Here is a 16,756-nt window from a genome sequence, read left to right as displayed (position 1 = left end):
TAAAATTCCCAAGGAAGGTGTCTGACGTGAAGCTGTTGCCGCGTGCTTCTTTTGTTGCCCTGCTGTTGTCCTTGCCATTTGCCGCCAATGCTGCCTCCTGCAGCGACACCGGTGGCCAGTATGAAAGCTGGAAATCCGAAATGGCCGCCGAGGCGAAGGCGGAAGGGGTAGGCAAGCGTGGGATCGACGCCTTGATGGCGACCTCGTACTCCAAGGCCACCATCGGGGCGGACCGGAACCAGAAAAGCTTCAAATACAGCCTTGAGAAGTTCCTGAACGTCCGCGGGGCCGATACCATCGTTGCCCAAGGCCGCAGCCGCAAGGCCAAGAACGGCGATTTCTACGCCAGTCTCGAAAGGGCCTATGGCGTTCCAGCGGGCGTGCTGCTCGCGATCCACGGAATGGAGACGGGCTTTGGCGGCTTCATGGGCGACACCAATGTCGTCTCGGCCATCGCCACCCTGACCTATGACTGCCGCCGATCCGACTTCTTCCGCCCGCACCTGATCGGGGCTCTGAAGATGGTCGACAAGGGAATGATCTCGGCCAACACCGTCGGCGCCAAGCATGGCGAGCTTGGCCATACGCAGTTCCTGCCCGGCAATGCCTATACCTACGGGGTGGACGGCAATGGCGACGGGGTGGTGGACCTCTACAATCAGGCCGATGCGCTGGCGACCACTGCCAACTACCTGAAGAAGAAGGGCTGGAAACCCGGCAAGGGTTACCAGGAGGGCGAGCCGAACTTTGCCGTGATCCGAGAATGGAACGCGGCCAAGGTCTACCAGCAGGCCATCGCCATCATGGGCGCCAAGATCGACGGCTGACCCCTTGCACCCGCCCGCGCCTGCCGGTAACAGGCGCGGTAGTGGCCCGTTCGTCTATCGGTTAGGACACCTGGTTTTCAACCAGGTAAGAGGGGTTCGACTCCCCTACGGGCTGCCACTCTCCCACTGTTACAGACGGCCAACGGGCATGTGACTGGCAATTGCCGGATCGATGGGTTTGATAAGCCTGCAATTTGTCCGGGAACCATCATGTTTCGCAGCCTCGCCGCCCTTCTTCTTCTGTCCACCGCCGCCCTGGCCGACACCGCCGACGGCGATGCGCTGAAGGCGATGACCTGGGATGAGGTCGTGGAACAGGCGCGCGGCGGCACGGTGAACTGGTTCATGTGGGGCGGGGCCGACAACATCAATTCTTATGTCTCAGACTATGTGGCTGGCCGTCTGAAGGCCGACTACGACATCACGCTGAACCGCGTCCCGATCACCGACGCGGCCGAGATCGTGAACCTGATCCTGTCCGAGAAAGAGGCGGGCGTGACCGATGCCGGGACCGTCGACCTCATCTGGATCAATGGTGAGAATTTCCGGTCGATGAAGCAGGGCGATCTGGCCTTCTGCGGCTATACCGGGCTTCTGCCCAACGATGCCCTCGTGAACTGGGACAACCCTGCCATCGCCAATGACTTCGGTGTCCCAGTGGATGGCTGCGAAGTGCCATGGAACACCGTTCAGTTCGCCTTTGCACATGATACAGCCGCAGTCGCAGAACCGCCCGCCGACATGGCCGGGCTGATCGCCTGGATCAAGGCCAACCCGGGCCGCTTCACCTATCCCGCCCCACCCGACTTTACCGGCAGCGCCTTCCTGCGCCACGTCTTCATCCATGCTGCAGGCGGGCCGGACAGCCTTCTCGGCCCCTTCGATCAGGCGAAGTTCGACAAAACCGCCGCGAAGACCTGGGCGATCCTGAACGAGATCGAGCCCTTCCTCTGGCGCGAGGGTGCCACCTATCCCACCACCGTCACCCAGCTGAACGAGTTGTTCGCCAATGGCGAGGTCGCTTTTACCTTCAACTACGACCCCGCGCAGTTCGGACTGGCCGTCGACGCCGGGACCTATGCCGAAACGACCCGCTCCTTCGGGCTTGCGGACGGCACAATCGGCAACACCAACTACACGCTGATCCCGTTCAATTCGCCGAACAAGGCGGCTGCGATGGTCGTGCAAAACCTGCTTCTGTCGGGCGAAGCACAGCTGGAAAAGGCCAAGACCGAGGTGTGGGGGGCCGCCCCCGCCATCGAGATCGGCCGCACCACGCCCGAGGTGCAGGACGGCTTTGCCGCGATCAAGACGCATCCCTCGGTGATCCCTGCCGCCGAACTGGCGAAAGCCGCGCTGCCCGAGCTGCAGGCCGACTGGCTGACCGCGATCGAGAAGGGCTGGGCCGAGAACGTCGGCAACTGACCGCTCCTCGTTCGACTGCGTCTCCTCGTCGCCGACGAGGAGACGCGGCAGCGACCAAAGGCCTGCGAGGCGGGACGCAGTCCCCGACGAGCCCCCGCTTGCCCGCACCACCGCCTTGACGCAAGCTTGCCGGACCTTGCCGCGAAAGGCCCAGAGCTGACCGACCGCACCCGCCTTGCCCTTCTGCTAGCGCCCGCGCTTCTGCTGCTGGGCGGGCTGTTTCTTGCCGGATTGGGCCTGACGCTGTTGCGGTCGTTCCGCTACATGCCCGCGCTTGGCCTGACCGAGCCTGACCTGGCCGCCTATGTCGCGATCCTGACCACGCCGGATTTCCTGAAGTCGCTCGCCCTCTCGCTCTGGATCGCCGGTGCATCGACCATCCTTGCAGCCTCCCTCGCGATTGGCGCCGCCCTTCTCCTTCGCCAGACCTTCCCCGGCCGCGCCGTCGTGTCGTTCCTGGTCCAGCTGAACCTGACGGTCCCGCACATCGTCGGCGCGATCGGCATCCTCTACCTCGTCTCGCAATCCGGCAGCTTTGCGCGCCTTGCCCACGCTGCGGGCCTGATCGCCACCCCGGCCGAGTTTCCGGTCCTGACCCATGATCCCTACGCCATCGGGATCATCCTCCTCTACGTCTGGAAGGAACTGCCCTTCATCACCCTGATCCTCCTCGCCAACCTGCAGACCCTGGGCGAAGATCACGAAGCCGTCGCCCGCTCGCTGGGTGCTTCGCGCTGGCAGGCCTTCCGCCATGTCCTTCTGCCGATGATCCTGCCCGGTCTGGCCGCGTCCTCGGCCCTGGTCTTCGCCTTTGCCTTCGGCGCCTACGAAGTGCCGCTGGTCCTGGGCCAGCATGCCCCGAAGGCGCTGCCGGTCCTCGCCTGGCAGGCCTGGACCGACACCGACCTTGCAACCCGGCCCGAGGCCATGGCGATGGCCATCGTGATTGCGGTCGTCGGTCTGGCCCTTCTTGCCCTGGTCGCGCGCGGCCTGATCGCAGGGGACCGGGATGCGCCCTGACCGGTTGCGGCTGCTTGCCGCCCTTGCCTTGGCCAGCTTTCTGATCCTGCCGCTTCTGCCGCTGGCGATCTGGTCATTTGCCCATGGCTGGCGCTTTCCCGACCTCTTGCCGCAGGTCTGGTCGCTGAAAGCCTGGTCCTACGCGCTGGGGCCTCGGTCGGGCGTGCTGCAAAGCCTGGGCGTGACGACAGGCATTGCGCTGGCAACCACCATTCTTGCCGCGCTGGTCGGGATTCCGGCCGGGCGGGCGCTGGGGCAGTACCGCTTTCGTGGCAAGGGGCTTGTGACTCTCCTCTTGCTCGCCCCCGCCTTCCTGCCGGGCATCGCCGTGGTCTTCGGCCTGCACGGCATCTTCCTGCGGCTTGGGCTGGTGGGCACGGTGCCGGGCGTGATCCTTGCGCATCTGATCCCGGTCCTGCCCTATATGGTGCTGGTCATGGCGGCCGTCTTCTCGCGCCTCGATCCGGATTTCGAAGCCCAGGCGCGCTGCCTTGGCGCTACCGCGTGGCAGACCTTCCGCAACGTGACCCTGCCCGCAATCCTGCCCGGGCTGATGACCGCCGCGCTTTTCGCTTTCCTCGTGTCCTGGTCACAGTACCTTCTGACCCTCGCCATCGGCGGGGGACGGGTGCAGACGCTGCCGCTCCTCCTGTTCGGCTTTTCCAGTGCCGGACGGAACGACATCACCGGGGCGATCGCCCTTCTCTACATCCTCCCCGGCCTGCTGGTGATCCTCCTGACCGCCCGTCAGATCACCGGGCGCGGCGCCGCATTGGCCATAGGGTTGCGGCCATGACCGCGCTTGTCCTGGACCAGCTGCGCAAGTCCTACGCTGTCGCCGGCCAGGCCGCGCTGCATGGGCTGAGCCTTGCGGTCGAAAGCGGCAGTCTGACCGCCTTGCTTGGGCCGTCCGGATCGGGCAAGACCACGACGATGAAGCTGATCGCCGGACTGATCGCACCCGACTCGGGCGACATCCGGCTTGGGGACCGCAGCATCCGCGACCTACCTCCGGAACGGCGCGGCGTGGCGATGGTGTTCCAGAACCCGCTTCTGTTTCCCCACCTGACCGTCGCGGGCAACGTGGGTTTTGGCCTGCGGATGCGCGGGCTGGCCTCGGACCGGATCGCCGCCAGCGTCGCCGAGATGCTGGAGCGTGTCCGCCTGACCGATCTTGCCCAGCGCAAGCCCGCGCAACTGTCCGGTGGCCAGGCGCAGCGCGCGGCCCTCGCCCGGGCGCTGATCCTGCGCCCCGAGGTCCTCCTGCTGGATGAGCCCCTGTCCAGCCTGGACCCGGGCCTGCGCGACGAGATGCGCCAGTTGATCCGCGCGCTGCAGCGCGAGACGGGGATCACCACCATTGTCGTCACCCATGACCAGACCGAAGCCGTTGCCTTGGCAGACCGGATTGCCCTTCTGCTCGACGGCAGGCTTGCCCAGTACGACTCGCCCCAGGCCTTCTACGGCCGCCCCGCAACGATGGCCGTCGCCCGCTTCTTCGGCGGGGTGAACTTCATACCGGGGACGGCACGGGCGGGGATCTTCGACGGCGCCCTTGGCACGCTGACCCTGCCGCCCGGTCTGCCCGAGGGTCCGGGCGTCCTGACGATCCGACCAGAGGCCCTGCGGTTTGGCGAAGGTCCGAACCCCCGGGCCGCCCAGATCGTCGCACTATCGTTTCTTGGCAGCCTGACACGGGTCGATCTCGACCTCATGGGCGTGCCTCTGCAAGCGCTGGTGACCCCGGACACCGCCCGCACGCTTGGCCCGGGGACAGAGGTGCAGGTTTCCCTGCCGCCCGAGGCGCTTTGGCTTTTGCCGCCCGACGCCTGATACCGGGTCGGTCGCCGCGTCAGTCGTGCAGAATTGCCAGGCCGCGCCCTGCATGCTTTGCGGCGTAAAGCGCCCGGTCGGCCGCAGCGATCATATGCGATGCGTTCGAATCCTTGCAGTTCAGCGACCGCACGATCCCGATACTGGCCGAGACCTGGGCAACCTGGCCCTCGAACATCATCGGCTCGCGGATCTTTGCGATGATGCGGTTGGCGATGGTCATCATCGAGCGCGGATCGCTGCGCCCCGCCACGATCATCACGAATTCATCCCCCCCGATCCGGGCGGCACAATCTTCGGTCCGCAGCTGGTCGCGCAGGATTCGGCCCACGTTTTCCAGAACGAAGTCCCCCGCCGCATGGCCCAGTGTGTCGTTCACCGCCTTGAAGTAGTCCAGGTCCAGATGCATCAACCCAAAGTTCGCCCGCGCCGCGCAAAGCCGTTCCAGCACCAGATCAAAGGCCCGGCGATTGCGCAGCCCGGTCAACGGATCGGTCATCGCCTCTTCCACCGCTGCCACCCGTGCGCCTTCCAGCCGCAGGTTCAGCCCCCGCAACTCGCTGGTGACCGAAGCGTTCGCCTCAGCCAGAAACAGGACCTCGCGCACAAGTTCCGAGGCCGCGAAGTCGGAGTCCGACAAGGCAAGGCTGCGGGTGGCGGCGATCAGGTCGATGAAGGTCATGTTCAGAAGGATGCGCCCGTCTCCCGGAAGGCGCTGGCCATGGCCCCGCAGGCCAGAGACCAAGCCGTTACGCGGCGCGATGCGAAAGCGGTTCCCCGCCCGGGCCAGCACATCGTCGATGGTGACCGCGCCGCCGGGCGCGCGCACCTCGAACATGTCCTCGAACCGGGCCCCCAGCTTTGCATCGCCCTGCAGGACCTGTGCGAGTGTCGGTCCGAAACTCAACGCGCAGCCATCGGCATCCAGCAACAGGTGCATGGGCATGAACCGCGCCAGCGTCATGATGTCCAGCTTCAGGCGGAACCTGGAAAGGTCGGCATGCATGGCTCAGACCTCGGGCATGGCAAGATCGAAGGCCTTCGCCGTGGCGTGACGACTGTCCAGCACCGCGATCGTGATGCAGTCGTCCGCACCCGTATCGATCAGACACAGGGCCCCGTAATCGTCCGCCATCGCGGTCACGACCCCCATCACGACCCGCTGAATCCCCCGGATGTGCGACCGACAGCGCAACTCGAACCGATCCGGCCCGACCTCATCCAGAAGAACCTCGGGTGGATCAAGGTCCGGCAGGGCCAGCTTCGCGCGGGCGGGAAGTTCTTCAAGCGAGTGCAGGAAATCACTGAACGACACGCCGCCAAAGCGCAGCAACCGGCGGATCCCGTCGCGGTCCGGGTTCGTCACCAGATAGGTGCCGACGTCTTCCCAGATCGCTTCGACCGGCCGCCCCAGCACGCGCGAGACGATGTCGCCCACCCGGTCGGCCAGCCCGGGACTATAGTGCAGCATGGGTTCGAACATCTGGCTCGGGTGATCGGCAAGCGAACAGACTTCCTGCCATTTGGCAGACCCGAAGGTCCCAAGCACATAAGTCTGCAAGGATCGCAACAGCAGCGCGTCCATTCCGGACCCCGTCAATGGTTCTGCGGCAAGCCTAACCTGCATTTCTTAACGAACTCTTCATCTGCACCGGGTCACGGCAGGATAATCAGTCCCGTGTCGCCCGTACCCAGCTGGTTCAGCATCGCGGCGGTCACGGGCGGAGGCGTGTCCAGATACGCGCGCATCAGCGCAAGCGCATCCGGGGCCGAGAAGACATTGCCGTCCGGCCGAGTCGTGCCGCGCACGCGCACATAGCCGTCCGGGCCCAGATACAGCCCGGAAATCTCGACATAGTCGACGCTGCGCTGCAGGAAGAGCATCGCCTCCTCGCCTGGCATGGTGGGCATCAGGTCCGCCACCACCATCAGGCAGGACGGCTGGTCGGAAGAGAGCCGCGCTTCACAAACCCGCTTCCAGTCTTCCAGCATGTAGTCGTCGGTCACGTCAAACAGCGTGTCGCGAGTGCCGGTCGCCGTTGCGGGCTGCACTGGCATCGCGGCCCGCAGACCGGCAAGAAGCTCATCCCGATCCACCCCGCTTGCCGGGGCCTCGCCCGCAAGACGCGCCGCCAGCGCCTCTTGCCCCGGCTCTTTGGCAAGGGCCTCCAGCACGGCCATCACCTCTGCACCTGGCTTTCCCCAGTCTCGCAGCGCATAGATGTCCAGTGCCTCAACCGGGGTCGTGCCTGCCGTGAACCGCGCCAGCTGGTCCTGCGCCGAGATGCGTTCCGCATTCAGCACCGGGGTCAGCCACAGCGCCGCCAGCCCGATCACCACCAGCGCCATGATGATGTTGCCCTGCCGGATCCGCTCCATCCAAAGGCCACGACGCAGGACGGCCTGCGCATAGACCACCCCGTAGGCCACCCCGATCCCGGCGATCAGGACGACGAACACCCGGTCGGGCGACCAGCCGCGATCCGCCACCCGCAGCCAGATCGCCCACAGCGCCAGCCCCGCAACCAGGGGCAAAAGCAGCGCCATGCCTTGGGCCGAGCGGCGCAAGAGCGGACTGTCCGTGGCATCCGCATCCGACTGGTCGACCGCGATCGACACCAGCGAAATTCCCCCGGCCACCATGGTCAGAAGAAGAAGCGCCGGTGACAGGCCTCCGGCCAATCCGTCCAGACCCCGGAACGGCAGCGCCACCAGAAAGACGACCATGACGCCAAGAACGACCGGCAGGAACAGCCGGAACAGGCGTAGGACGACATAGGGTGACAACAGGTCCGCAAGGTCGTGGATCACCGCCATCCCCAGGCCCAGCACCGCGCCCGAAAGGACCAAAGGCACCACCTCGTTGTCCAGAAGCCGACGGATCACGTCGATGCCGACGATGTTCAGCACCTCGTCGGACAGGAAGATCACCAGCCAGACCAGCCCGGTGAAGGCCCCGGCGGCCGCAAAGCGCAGCGCGACCGACCAGGCTTCCAGAAACAGCGCCGCATAGTCCCGCCAGCCGGACTTTGCCCCGGCGATCAGGAACGGCACCGGCAAGGTCGCCACCGCCAGGACCGCCAGCACCGGAAGCCCGGCCTGCACAAAGTCATCCGGACTGGCATAGCGCAGCATGGTCAGCGCGATCAGCCCAGCGACCACCACCGCAAGTCCTGCGGCCCGCGGCAGGGCCCGGCCAAGTCCGATTGGCCCGGCCATGCCCAAAAGCGCCCCGAACAGCGTCACAACCGCCCCGCCCAGGATCAGCGCCGGATACTCCCCGATCCAGTCGCGATCCAGCGCCTCGACCAGCGTCCAGACCAGGAATCCGCCCAAGCCCCCCGCGATGGCGAGCTGCGTTCGCGCGGCGATCTGGCCTGTCATCCGATGCTCCCTTGGCTGCCCCGGTCACCGTCCAGCATAGCGGGTCCGGCACCGTCGCCGCATAGTCAGGATTTCCGTCCAGTTGCCAAGTGTTATGCAGCGGTCCAGACTTGGGAGAGCAACGGAAGGAACCCGCATGCCCCCCCAGACTTCCCCGCAGATCCGCCCTCTGCAAGCCTCGGACGAGGCCGGTTGGCGCCAGCTCTGGACCGACTATCTGCGGTTCTACCAGACCGAGGTGCCCGAGGCCGTCTATGCCTCGACCTTCGCGCGGCTTCTCGGGGACGATCCCCGCGACTTCAGCGCCCTGGTGGCCGAGGTCGACGGCAGGCTCTTGGGCCTGACCCATTTCCTCTTTCACCGCCACGCCTGGAAGATCGAAGAGGTCTGCTATCTGCAAGACCTTTATGTCGCCCCCGAGGCCCGTGGCCTTGGTCTGGGGCGCGCCCTGATCGAGGCGGTCTATGCCCGCGCCGATGCGGCGGGTGCCCCTGCGGTCTACTGGCTGACGCAGGATTTCAACACGACGGCCCGGCAGCTCTACGACCGGATCGCCAAGGTCACCCCCTTTATCCGCTACAACCGCACGCTTTAGGCCTCACTACCGCACCCGGTCGCAAAGTGCCCGCAGGTGCGCCGACATGTCCCGCGCACCGATTTCGGCCTCGCGGACCAGAAAGTCGAAGTGCTGGCTGATCGTCTCGATCCGGGCGCTGTCACGGAACGCAAGGTAGTGGCGCCCCAGGTAGATCACCGCCAGGAGGGGGCCAAAAATGGTGACCGGCGCCGAGAAAAGCTTCCGAGCGTCGAACAGGCAGACCCGCAGCGAGGGGTAGAGCTGGTCGCACAGTGCAATCAGGTGGCGCAATTGCTGCAACCGGATCTCGGCCGAGATGCCCTCGTAATAGCCCGAAGCCGTGGCGAAGGCCGTCAGTTCGTGGACCGGCAGCGCGATCTCGTAGTCCGACCCCGCGCCCCGCATCCACTGCAGCCGGTCCTCGAACGCACCGATCGCCTGTTCCGCCGTGCGGCCAAGCTGTGGCTCGTATTCCCATTCAACCACTTCCCGGGTCTTCAGCATGTCGGGCAGTGTCGCCGGAACATGACGGATCTTGTAGCCCGCAGCTTCCTGGTGCCAGCCGAAGATGCGTTCGTCGATCAGCGCGCGCGGTGCCTCGGTCAGGCTAAGCGAGGCCGCCAGCAGATCGGCAATCGATTCCGGACGCCCGGAGAGACCCAGCAGCCAGTCCGCACTGATCCCCAGCGCCCGCGCGCAATCGGCCGCAAGCTGGGCGTTGGGCAGACGTGTGCCATCCTGCAGAAGGGCCGAGATCGTCGAGCGGTCCACCCCGCAGGACCGCGCCAGGGCGGACTGGCTGACCTTGCGGGTGGCCATCGCCTCGGCCAGGCGCTGGCGAAACAACTGGGCACGGTCACGTTTGTCGACTTTATCCAACATGTGATGACCTTCCAGAACATGTGCTGGATCGAGTTTACAATATCCCGAATACACGGCAGAGAGCGGACTTGTTACCGTCACACAAACGTTACTCGAAACGGGACCCATCTTGCAGACCGAAGCCCGGGCCGTCGAATGGCCCACCCTGATCGTCTTCGCGGCAACCTACGGCCTCTGGGCCCTGGCAACCACCGTCCTCTGGACCTTCTCTCCCACCCTCGCCATTCTCGCCGCCGCGTTGGCCATCGGCCAGTACTCCTCACTTACGCACGAGGTCCTGCACGGCCACCCGTTCCGGTCGCAGACCCTGTCTGAGGCGCTGGTCTTTCCCGGCCTTACGGTCTTTGTCCCCTACCTGCGCTTCAAGGACCTGCACCTGCAGCACCATTTCGACCCGGCTCTGACCGATCCCTATGACGACCCGGAATCGAACTATCTCGACCCCGCTGTCTGGGCGCGGCTGTCCGGGCCGGCGAAGGGGCTACTGCGGTTCAACAACACGCTCTTCGGCCGCATGCTGGTTGGCCCCGCAATCTCGATCTGGGCCCTGGCCAAGGGTGACCTCGCCGCGATGCGCAAGGGCGACCGGCGGGTCTGGCTGGCCTGGGCCCTTCACCTCGCAGGACTGGTGCTGGTCTGGGCCTGGCTGCAATGGGTCGGTGCGATGCCCGGCTGGGCCTATCTCCTGGCGGCCTATCTGGGCTGGAGCCTTCTGAAGATCCGCACTTACCTCGAACACCGCGCGCATGAGGCCGCCAGGGCGCGGACCGTGGTGATCGAAAGCCGGGGGCCGCTGTCCTTGCTGTTCCTGAACAACAATTTCCATGTGGTCCACCACATGCATCCCGGCGTCGCCTGGTACAAACTGCCCGCACTCTACTTCGGCAACCGCGACCATTACTTGCGGCGGAACGATGGCTACCAGTACCGCAATTACATCGAGATCTTCCGCCAGCACCTCTTCCGCGCCAAGGACCCGGTGCCGCACCCGGTCTTCCCGGTCGACAAGGGCGGGGCGATGTCAGACCAGCCGGCGGAACTGCGGGGTGGTGCCGGAATTGTCGAAGAACGGCACGCCGGGTTGGTCGTGGCCCGCCACTAGCGCGGCGACCTCGGCCAGCACCACCTCGGTGATGAAGGGCAGGTCCAGCGCCCGCGCCTCGGGCAGGGGAAGCCAGCGCAGGTGCTGAAGCTCGCCCGAAGCAAGGGCGAAATCCTCGCGGTTGTCGTCCAGACTGTCGGCATGCGCGAGAAGGAAGCGCGCATCGAAGCGGCGCGTGCGGCCTGGGGGAGTGATCGCGCGGAAGACGAATCGCAGCGAAGGATGCTCCATCCCCGCCAGGTTCAGCCCGGTTTCCTCAGTGAGTTCGCGCAACGCAGTAGCAACCAGCGTTTCAGGCGCCGGAGCATCGGCCGGGACCGTCAGCATCAGGCGACGGGCGCAGTCCGAGGACAGAAAGCCCGAGCGGCCCGCAGCCGCGTCCTCAGGATCGACACGACCGCCGGGAAACACGAACTTGGAGGGCATGAAGACCGCCCCTTCGCCGCGTTGACCCATCAGAACCTGCGGACCGTCGGGGCTTTCCCGCCAAAGGACAACGGTCGCGGCAGCGCGGATCGGTTCAGTCATGCGGGGTCGAGCCGAAGCCGTGCATGCGGTTTGCCCATTGCAGCGCGACCAGCGCCCCCTTCAACCGGGGCAGAAGGTATAGCGACAGCGCCACGGTTCCGATGGTGAACCCCACCGCCATCACCAAGGGCTCGGGACGGAACTTGGTGAAGGTGAACAGAAGGATCGGCGCCAGCAGGTGGCCGACGATCAGGATCGTCAGATAGGCCGGGCCATCGTCGGCGCGGTGGTGGTGCAACTCCTCGCCGCAGACCGGGCAGGCGTCGCGCACCTTGAGGTAGCCGCGCAGCATCGGCCCCGCCCCGCATTGCGGGCAGCGCCGCCGCCAGCCCCGCATCACGGCAGGCTTCCACGGGCGGTCTTCGGGTTCGGTCGTGTCGGTCATGGTCATCGGGTCGCGTCCTGTGCGCCCGATCCGGGCGTCCGGGCGACACGGACCATAGCGCGGGCCGTCGTGCGATCACAGGGGAAAGACGGCCCTGTGTCCGCGTGTCGCAATTTGCTGCCCATATCCGCGACGGAAACTCGCGGCCCGGTCGTGTGAATGGGCAGAAGGGTCGACAGGCGACCCGAAACCGGAGAGAGAAGATGACTGCTTCGAAGAAGACCGCCGTTGCCGTGCTTGCCCTGATGGGGGCGGCCTTGGGCTCGGCTGCGCTGGCCGAACGCGGGATGGGTGGCATGGGCGGCCATGACGGCCGCGGGCCGATGATGCTGGAAATGTTCGATACCATCGACGCCGACAAGGACGGCAAGATCACGCAGGACGAACTTGCCGCGCACCGGGCCGCCGAGTTTGCCGCCGCCGACACCAACGGCGATGGCGCACTCAGCGCCGAGGAACTGCAAGCGAAGATGCTGGCCGAGATGCTGGCCCGACGCAGTGCCCAGATGATCGAGAACATGGACGACGACGGCAACGGCAGCCTGTCGGTCGAGGAAATGGGCGAAGGCCCGATGGCCGAGCATTTTGCCCGGATCGACACCGACAACGACGGCGCGATCTCGAAAGAGGAAGCCCAGGCCGTCGCCGAAAGGATGGGCAAACGCCGCGAAGGCCGCCGTCACATGATGGGTCACGACGACAACTGACGCTTTGCTCCCGGCTGGTGCCGGGTTAGACCAGACGCAGGATGACGATGGCCTTCGATGCAGGCGGTGATACCTCGGATGAGGCGCTGATGGTGCTCTATGCCAATGGAGACCGTCACGCGGCGCTGGCCTTGACCCAGCGCGTCACCCCACGCGTCCTGGCCTATGCCGCGCGGCTTCTGTCCGGCGACCGGGCCGAGGCCGAGGATGTGGCGCAGGAAACCATGCTGCGACTGTGGAAGGTCGCCCCGCAGTGGCGGCAGGGCGAGACAAAGGTGACGACCTGGGCCTATCGGGTCGCCACCAACCTCTGCATCGACCGGCAGCGCGCCAAGGGCCGCAAGCGGCAGATGGCGCTGGACGACGCCCCCGAGATCGCCGACGGCGCGCAAGGGGCCGAGGACCGGATGCAGGACGCAGGCCGGATGGCCGCGCTTGAGGCGGCGCTGGCCGAACTCCCCGACCGGCAACGGCAGGCAGTGATCCTGCGGCATCTGGAAGGGATGACGAACCCCGAAATCGCCGCGATCATGGAGATCGGGGTCGAAGCGGTGGAAAGCCTGACGGCACGCGGCAAGCGCGCGCTGGCGGCAGTTCTGGCGGGCCGGAAAGCGGCCCTTGGATATGAGGATGACAGTCATGCAGGATGATGACCTCGACCACCTGCTGGCGGCAGCGGCAAAGGCGACCCCCGCCCCGTCCGAAGCCCTGATGCAACGGGTGCTGGCCGATGCGCTGGCGCTGCAACCACAGCCCGCCGCCTTGCACCCTGCCCCGGCCCCCGCCCGCACTGGCCGCCTGACCCGGTTCCTCCAGGCCCTCGGCGGCGGACCCGCCCTAGCCGGGCTTGGGACTGCAGCGGTGTTCGGCGTGGTGCTCGGCTATCTCAGCCCGACGACACTGGACTATCTGACCGGCTCGACCGCCGATGCGGCAGAGTTCTTCCCCGATGCCGATTTCCTGACGACCGAAGGCTGACGACGATGACCGACCAGACCCCTCCCCCCGCGCCCGTTTCACCCGACCCGACCAGATCGCGCTGGCTGAAGCCCGCGCTGATCGTGTCGGTCGCGTTGAACCTTGCCGTCGCAGGCCTTGTCCTTGGCGCCTGGCTTGGGGACGGGCCGCGCAAGGGAATGCCCCGCGATATGTCCTTTGGCCCCTTCAGCGAGGCACTCAGCGATCAGGATCGTCGCGCCCTGCGCAAGGGCCTGATGGAGCGTGCGGGAGAGTTCAGGACCTCACGCGAAGCCGCCCGCGCCGAGTTCGAGACCCTTCTCGCCGCCCTGCGCGCCGACCCCTTCGACCCCGACGCGATGAAATCCGCCCTCGCCGCCATCGAGACTCGCAATGCCGAACGGCTGCAACTCGGCCGCAGCCTGATCGAGACCCGCCTGATCGAGATGTCGCCGGAAGATCGCCAGGCCTTTGCCGACCGCCTGGAACGCGGCCTGCGCCACCGCCCGAAGGACTAGGCCCCGGTCGGTCGGCAAGGCCGCGCCGCGTCAGGCCGCGCTCAGCCGGAAGGTCACCTGATTGCGCCCCGCACCCTTCGATTCCAGCAGCGCAATGTCCGCCTGCTCGACCAGGCCCTCGACGCCAAAGCTCTCCTCCCCCGCCGTGCCCGCCACCGCCACGCCGATGGAGACGGTGACCCGCAGCTCCTCGCCCGACGCCAGCCGGATTGGCTGGTCATCCATCATCTGGCACAGCCGCTCGGCCACCCGCCGGGCCATCGCCATGCCAGTCCGCGGCAGGATGACCAGAAACTCCTCGCCTCCGATCCGGGCCAGAACATCGGTTTCACGCAGGTTGACCGTCAGGCGATGCGCCACCTCGACCAGCACCTGATCCCCGGCCGCATGCCCATGCACGTCGTTCACCTGCTTGAAGCGGTCAAGATCCATCACCATGACCGCAAAGGGTGACCCCTCGGCCCGCGCCCGATCGGCGATCGACGCCAGTTGCGGCACCGCATATCGGCGATTGTAAAGCCCCGTCAGCGGATCGCGCATCGCCAGCCGCAGCCCGTCCTGCATCCGGGCGCGCAACTGGTCGAAGTGCCGCTTGCGGCGCAGAAGCCCGCGGGTGCGCAGCACCAGTTCTTCCGCCGTGACCCCGGGGCCCACCGCGTCATCCGCGCCCAGGTCAAAGGCCATCGCGGCCTCGTCCCCCGCACCCGCCGGACCGACGACACAGACCGCGGCATGCCGGGTCGCCTGATGGCTCTTGAGTTCCGACAGAAGCCGCAAGGTTGACGACGGATTGCGACCGTCGTCCTGCAGCACGAATACTTCCGGAACTGCGGTGCAGCCCTTGCCCGCCGCAAGCTCGGCCAACGCCTCGCGCCGGGACAGGACGACCAGACGGTCGCGCAACTGCCCTGCAAGCGCATCGCGCAAACCCTGGCCGGGCATATGCGGCGGAGTGACCAGCGCAATGGTCCCCTGCGGCTCGAACCCGGCGGGGGCCTCGGCAAGCCCCGGAAAGGCCAGCGCATCAGGCGCCGGAAAATCGCTTTCCGCTTTCAGACGCAACAGGTTGCGCAGCCGCGCCAGCAGCACACGTTCGTTCGCGGGGTGATCCATCACGTCATCGGCCCCGGCGGCAAAGGCCGCAAGCCGCTCCGCCGCTCCCCCGGTCGATGTCAGGGCGATTACCGGAATGTCGCGGCAAGCAGGATTGCGGCGCAAACGCTGCAGCACCTCAAGGCCCGAGATATCGGGCAGGCCCAGATCCAGCAGCACAAGATCGGGACGTTCCCGCTGCGCAATCTTCAGACAGGATGCCCCATCGGCCGCGAGCACAGTCTGATAGAAGGCCGCAGCCAACCGCGCCTGCTGCAGGATCCGGTTCGCTGCAATATCGTCAACGATGAGAATCCGTGCGCTCATCTTCCACTGCCGTCTTGTTCATCGCCCTGATGCAGGACAGTCTGACGCCAAGAAGGTTAACAATTCCTTTCACTGGTTCGCCCGATAGGGAATTCCTGACCGGGTGACACAGAAAGGCACAAGAAACAGACCCAATCAGGGCTGTCAGGATGAATACATTCACAGGGGGAAAGACGATGTCGCCAGAAGCAGCCCAGGTTCTGGCCCTGCAGGCCCTTGGCTGGATCGCTGCCCAGGACGACATCTTTCCGGCCTTCCTCACTGCCACCGGGGCCGGATTGGACGATCTTCGGGCGCGCGCGGCAGAACCCGAGTTCCAGAGCGCCGTGCTGGATTTCCTTCTGCAGGACGACCGATGGGTGGTTGCTTTCTGCGACAGCCACGGTCATCCCTACACTGCTCCACAGGCGGCGCGGATCGCGTTGCCGGGTGGGGCGGACACCTATTGGACCTGACCCCTGTCTCCGGGATGAGCTTGCGATGATCGACGGCCTGTTGTTCGACAAGGATGGAACGCTGTTCGACTTCCGGGTCAGTTGGGGGCGTTGGGCGCAAGGGTTCCTGGCCCAGATCGCACGCGACGCAGCGCACGCAGCGCGGCTGGGGCAGGCAATCGGCTTCGATCCCGTGACCGGCACCTTTGCGCCTGACAGCCCGGTGATCGCCGCAACCGCCGCCGACATTGCGGCCGCGCTCGCCAGCGAGTTGCCGGGGCAAAGCGTTGTCGAACTCACCGACCGGATCGACGCCAGCGCCGCCCAGGCGCCGATGTCTCAGGCGGTGCCGCTCTTGCCGCTCATGTCAGCCCTGCGCGCACGCGGCCTGCGCCTCGGGGTGGCGACCAACGATTCCGAAGTGCCCGCCTGCCAGCATCTGCAGAACCACGGGATCACCGAGTGCTTCGACTTCATCGCGGGCTATGATTCCGGCTATGGTGCCAAACCGGGTCCGGGCATGTGCCTCGCCTTTGCGCGCCAACTGGAGTTGGACCCTGCCCGCGTCGCGATGGTCGGCGACAGCCGCCACGATCTGGAAGCGGGTCGGGCGGCGGGAATGCGGACCGTCGCCGTGCTGACCGGGATCGCCAAACGGGACGAGCTTGCGCCCCATGCCGATGTCGTCTTGGGTGATATTGGCGAGATCCCGGACTGGCTTTCCAGCCTCTCTGGCTGACCTTGCGCAGTCACATGCA

General features: G+C 66.1%; 20 protein-coding genes and 1 tRNA gene. 14 read left to right on the top strand and 7 right to left on the bottom strand.

Features of this window, described 5'->3' with window-relative positions:
- Positions 1–26: 26 nt before the first annotated feature.
- The 6 genes from E8M84_RS07040 to E8M84_RS07015 all read left to right on the top strand — a co-directional run bounded on the left by E8M84_RS07040 (position 27) and on the right by E8M84_RS07015 (position 5,105).
- Positions 27–827 (top strand): lytic murein transglycosylase, encoded by an 801-nt coding sequence (locus tag E8M84_RS07040; RefSeq protein ID WP_137110853.1) that lies wholly within the window; start codon positions 27–29, stop codon positions 825–827.
- Positions 828–870: 43 nt separating this feature from the next.
- Positions 871–945 (top strand) — tRNA-Glu (locus tag E8M84_RS07035).
- A gap of 92 nt (positions 946–1,037) precedes the next feature.
- Complete coding sequence (locus tag E8M84_RS07030; RefSeq protein ID WP_137110427.1) at positions 1,038–2,252, top strand: ABC transporter substrate-binding protein; 1,215 nt, start codon at positions 1,038–1,040, stop codon at positions 2,250–2,252.
- A gap of 126 nt (positions 2,253–2,378) precedes the next feature.
- Positions 2,379–3,272: an ABC transporter permease gene (locus E8M84_RS07025; RefSeq protein ID WP_240790300.1), complete on the top strand. Its 894-nt coding sequence runs from the start codon at positions 2,379–2,381 to the stop codon at positions 3,270–3,272.
- Complete coding sequence (locus E8M84_RS07020) at positions 3,262–4,068, top strand: ABC transporter permease (protein ID WP_137110426.1); 807 nt, start codon at positions 3,262–3,264, stop codon at positions 4,066–4,068. The genes E8M84_RS07025 and E8M84_RS07020 overlap by 11 nt, the downstream gene beginning before the upstream one ends.
- The gene (locus tag E8M84_RS07015) at positions 4,065–5,105 is read left to right on the top strand and encodes an ABC transporter ATP-binding protein (protein WP_137110425.1); all 1,041 of its coding nucleotides are present in this window, start codon (positions 4,065–4,067) and stop codon (positions 5,103–5,105) included. Before E8M84_RS07020 ends, E8M84_RS07015 begins: the two co-directional genes overlap by 4 nt.
- Before the next feature lie 19 nt (positions 5,106–5,124).
- On the opposite strand, the gene E8M84_RS07010 is transcribed toward E8M84_RS07015, so the two are convergent.
- The 3 genes from E8M84_RS07010 to E8M84_RS07000 form a co-directional block, all read right to left on the bottom strand.
- Positions 5,125–6,111, bottom strand: a complete 987-nt coding sequence (locus E8M84_RS07010) for a diguanylate cyclase (RefSeq protein ID WP_240790299.1) — start codon at positions 6,109–6,111, stop codon at positions 5,125–5,127.
- Positions 6,112–6,114: 3 nt separating this feature from the next.
- Positions 6,115–6,690, bottom strand: coding sequence for a heme NO-binding domain-containing protein (locus E8M84_RS07005; RefSeq protein WP_170971865.1), 576 nt, complete (start codon positions 6,688–6,690; stop codon positions 6,115–6,117).
- 71 nt (positions 6,691–6,761) lie between these two features.
- A complete protein-coding gene (locus tag E8M84_RS07000) occupies positions 6,762–8,489 on the bottom strand; it encodes a DUF4153 domain-containing protein (protein ID WP_137110423.1) in 1,728 nt (575 codons plus the stop codon).
- A 136-nt stretch (positions 8,490–8,625) separates the two neighbouring features.
- Between E8M84_RS07000 and E8M84_RS06995 the strand changes: the two genes are divergently transcribed.
- A complete protein-coding gene (locus E8M84_RS06995) occupies positions 8,626–9,084 on the top strand; it encodes a GNAT family N-acetyltransferase (protein WP_137110422.1) in 459 nt (152 codons plus the stop codon).
- Positions 9,085–9,090: 6 nt separating this feature from the next.
- On the opposite strand, the gene E8M84_RS06990 is transcribed toward E8M84_RS06995, so the two are convergent.
- On the bottom strand, positions 9,091–9,948 hold the full coding sequence (locus E8M84_RS06990; protein ID WP_137110421.1) for a helix-turn-helix domain-containing protein: 858 nt from the start codon (positions 9,946–9,948) through the stop codon (positions 9,091–9,093).
- Positions 9,949–10,057: 109 nt separating this feature from the next.
- Here E8M84_RS06990 and E8M84_RS06985 point away from each other — a divergent pair, with 109 nt between their 5' ends.
- A complete protein-coding gene (locus E8M84_RS06985) occupies positions 10,058–11,050 on the top strand; it encodes a fatty acid desaturase (protein ID WP_137110420.1) in 993 nt (330 codons plus the stop codon).
- On the opposite strand, the gene E8M84_RS06980 is transcribed toward E8M84_RS06985, so the two are convergent.
- On the bottom strand, positions 10,970–11,578 hold the full coding sequence (locus E8M84_RS06980) for an NUDIX hydrolase (protein ID WP_137110419.1): 609 nt from the start codon (positions 11,576–11,578) through the stop codon (positions 10,970–10,972). The genes E8M84_RS06985 and E8M84_RS06980 overlap by 81 nt on opposite strands.
- Positions 11,571–11,963, bottom strand: coding sequence for a DUF983 domain-containing protein (locus tag E8M84_RS06975; protein WP_137110850.1), 393 nt, complete (start codon positions 11,961–11,963; stop codon positions 11,571–11,573). The genes E8M84_RS06980 and E8M84_RS06975 overlap by 8 nt, the downstream gene beginning before the upstream one ends.
- A 203-nt stretch (positions 11,964–12,166) precedes the next feature.
- On the opposite strand from E8M84_RS06975, the gene E8M84_RS06970 reads away from it, so the two are divergent.
- The 4 genes from E8M84_RS06970 to E8M84_RS06955 are packed head-to-tail and all read left to right on the top strand — an operon-like array spanning position 12,167 to position 14,145.
- On the top strand, positions 12,167–12,670 hold the full coding sequence (locus E8M84_RS06970; protein ID WP_240790297.1) for an EF-hand domain-containing protein: 504 nt from the start codon (positions 12,167–12,169) through the stop codon (positions 12,668–12,670).
- A 41-nt stretch (positions 12,671–12,711) separates the two neighbouring features.
- On the top strand, positions 12,712–13,320 hold the full coding sequence (locus E8M84_RS06965; RefSeq protein ID WP_137110418.1) for an RNA polymerase sigma factor: 609 nt from the start codon (positions 12,712–12,714) through the stop codon (positions 13,318–13,320).
- Positions 13,310–13,648 (top strand): dihydroorotate dehydrogenase, encoded by a 339-nt coding sequence (locus E8M84_RS06960; protein ID WP_137110417.1) that lies wholly within the window; start codon positions 13,310–13,312, stop codon positions 13,646–13,648. Before E8M84_RS06965 ends, E8M84_RS06960 begins: the two co-directional genes overlap by 11 nt.
- Positions 13,649–13,653: 5 nt before the next feature.
- Positions 13,654–14,145, top strand: coding sequence for a periplasmic heavy metal sensor (locus tag E8M84_RS06955; RefSeq protein WP_137110416.1), 492 nt, complete (start codon positions 13,654–13,656; stop codon positions 14,143–14,145).
- Between the two features lie 30 nt (positions 14,146–14,175).
- Here E8M84_RS06955 and E8M84_RS06950 read toward each other — a convergent pair whose 3' ends face one another.
- A complete protein-coding gene (locus tag E8M84_RS06950) occupies positions 14,176–15,564 on the bottom strand; it encodes a diguanylate cyclase (RefSeq protein WP_137110415.1) in 1,389 nt (462 codons plus the stop codon).
- A 176-nt stretch (positions 15,565–15,740) separates the two neighbouring features.
- Between E8M84_RS06950 and E8M84_RS06945 the strand changes: the two genes are divergently transcribed.
- Both E8M84_RS06945 and E8M84_RS06940 read left to right on the top strand, forming a co-directional pair.
- A complete protein-coding gene (locus E8M84_RS06945) occupies positions 15,741–16,019 on the top strand; it encodes a DUF3572 domain-containing protein (RefSeq protein ID WP_137110414.1) in 279 nt (92 codons plus the stop codon).
- Positions 16,020–16,044: 25 nt separating this feature from the next.
- A complete protein-coding gene (locus E8M84_RS06940) occupies positions 16,045–16,737 on the top strand; it encodes an HAD family hydrolase (protein ID WP_137110413.1) in 693 nt (230 codons plus the stop codon).
- The last annotated feature ends 19 nt before the right edge of the window (positions 16,738–16,756 follow it).

It is taken from the genome of Rhodobacter sp. SY28-1 (assembly GCF_005222785.1).
Classification (GTDB): domain Bacteria; phylum Pseudomonadota; class Alphaproteobacteria; order Rhodobacterales; family Rhodobacteraceae; genus Tabrizicola.
The sequence above is the reverse complement of the archived record's forward strand: the minus strand, read 5'-3'. Positions and strand labels throughout refer to the sequence as shown.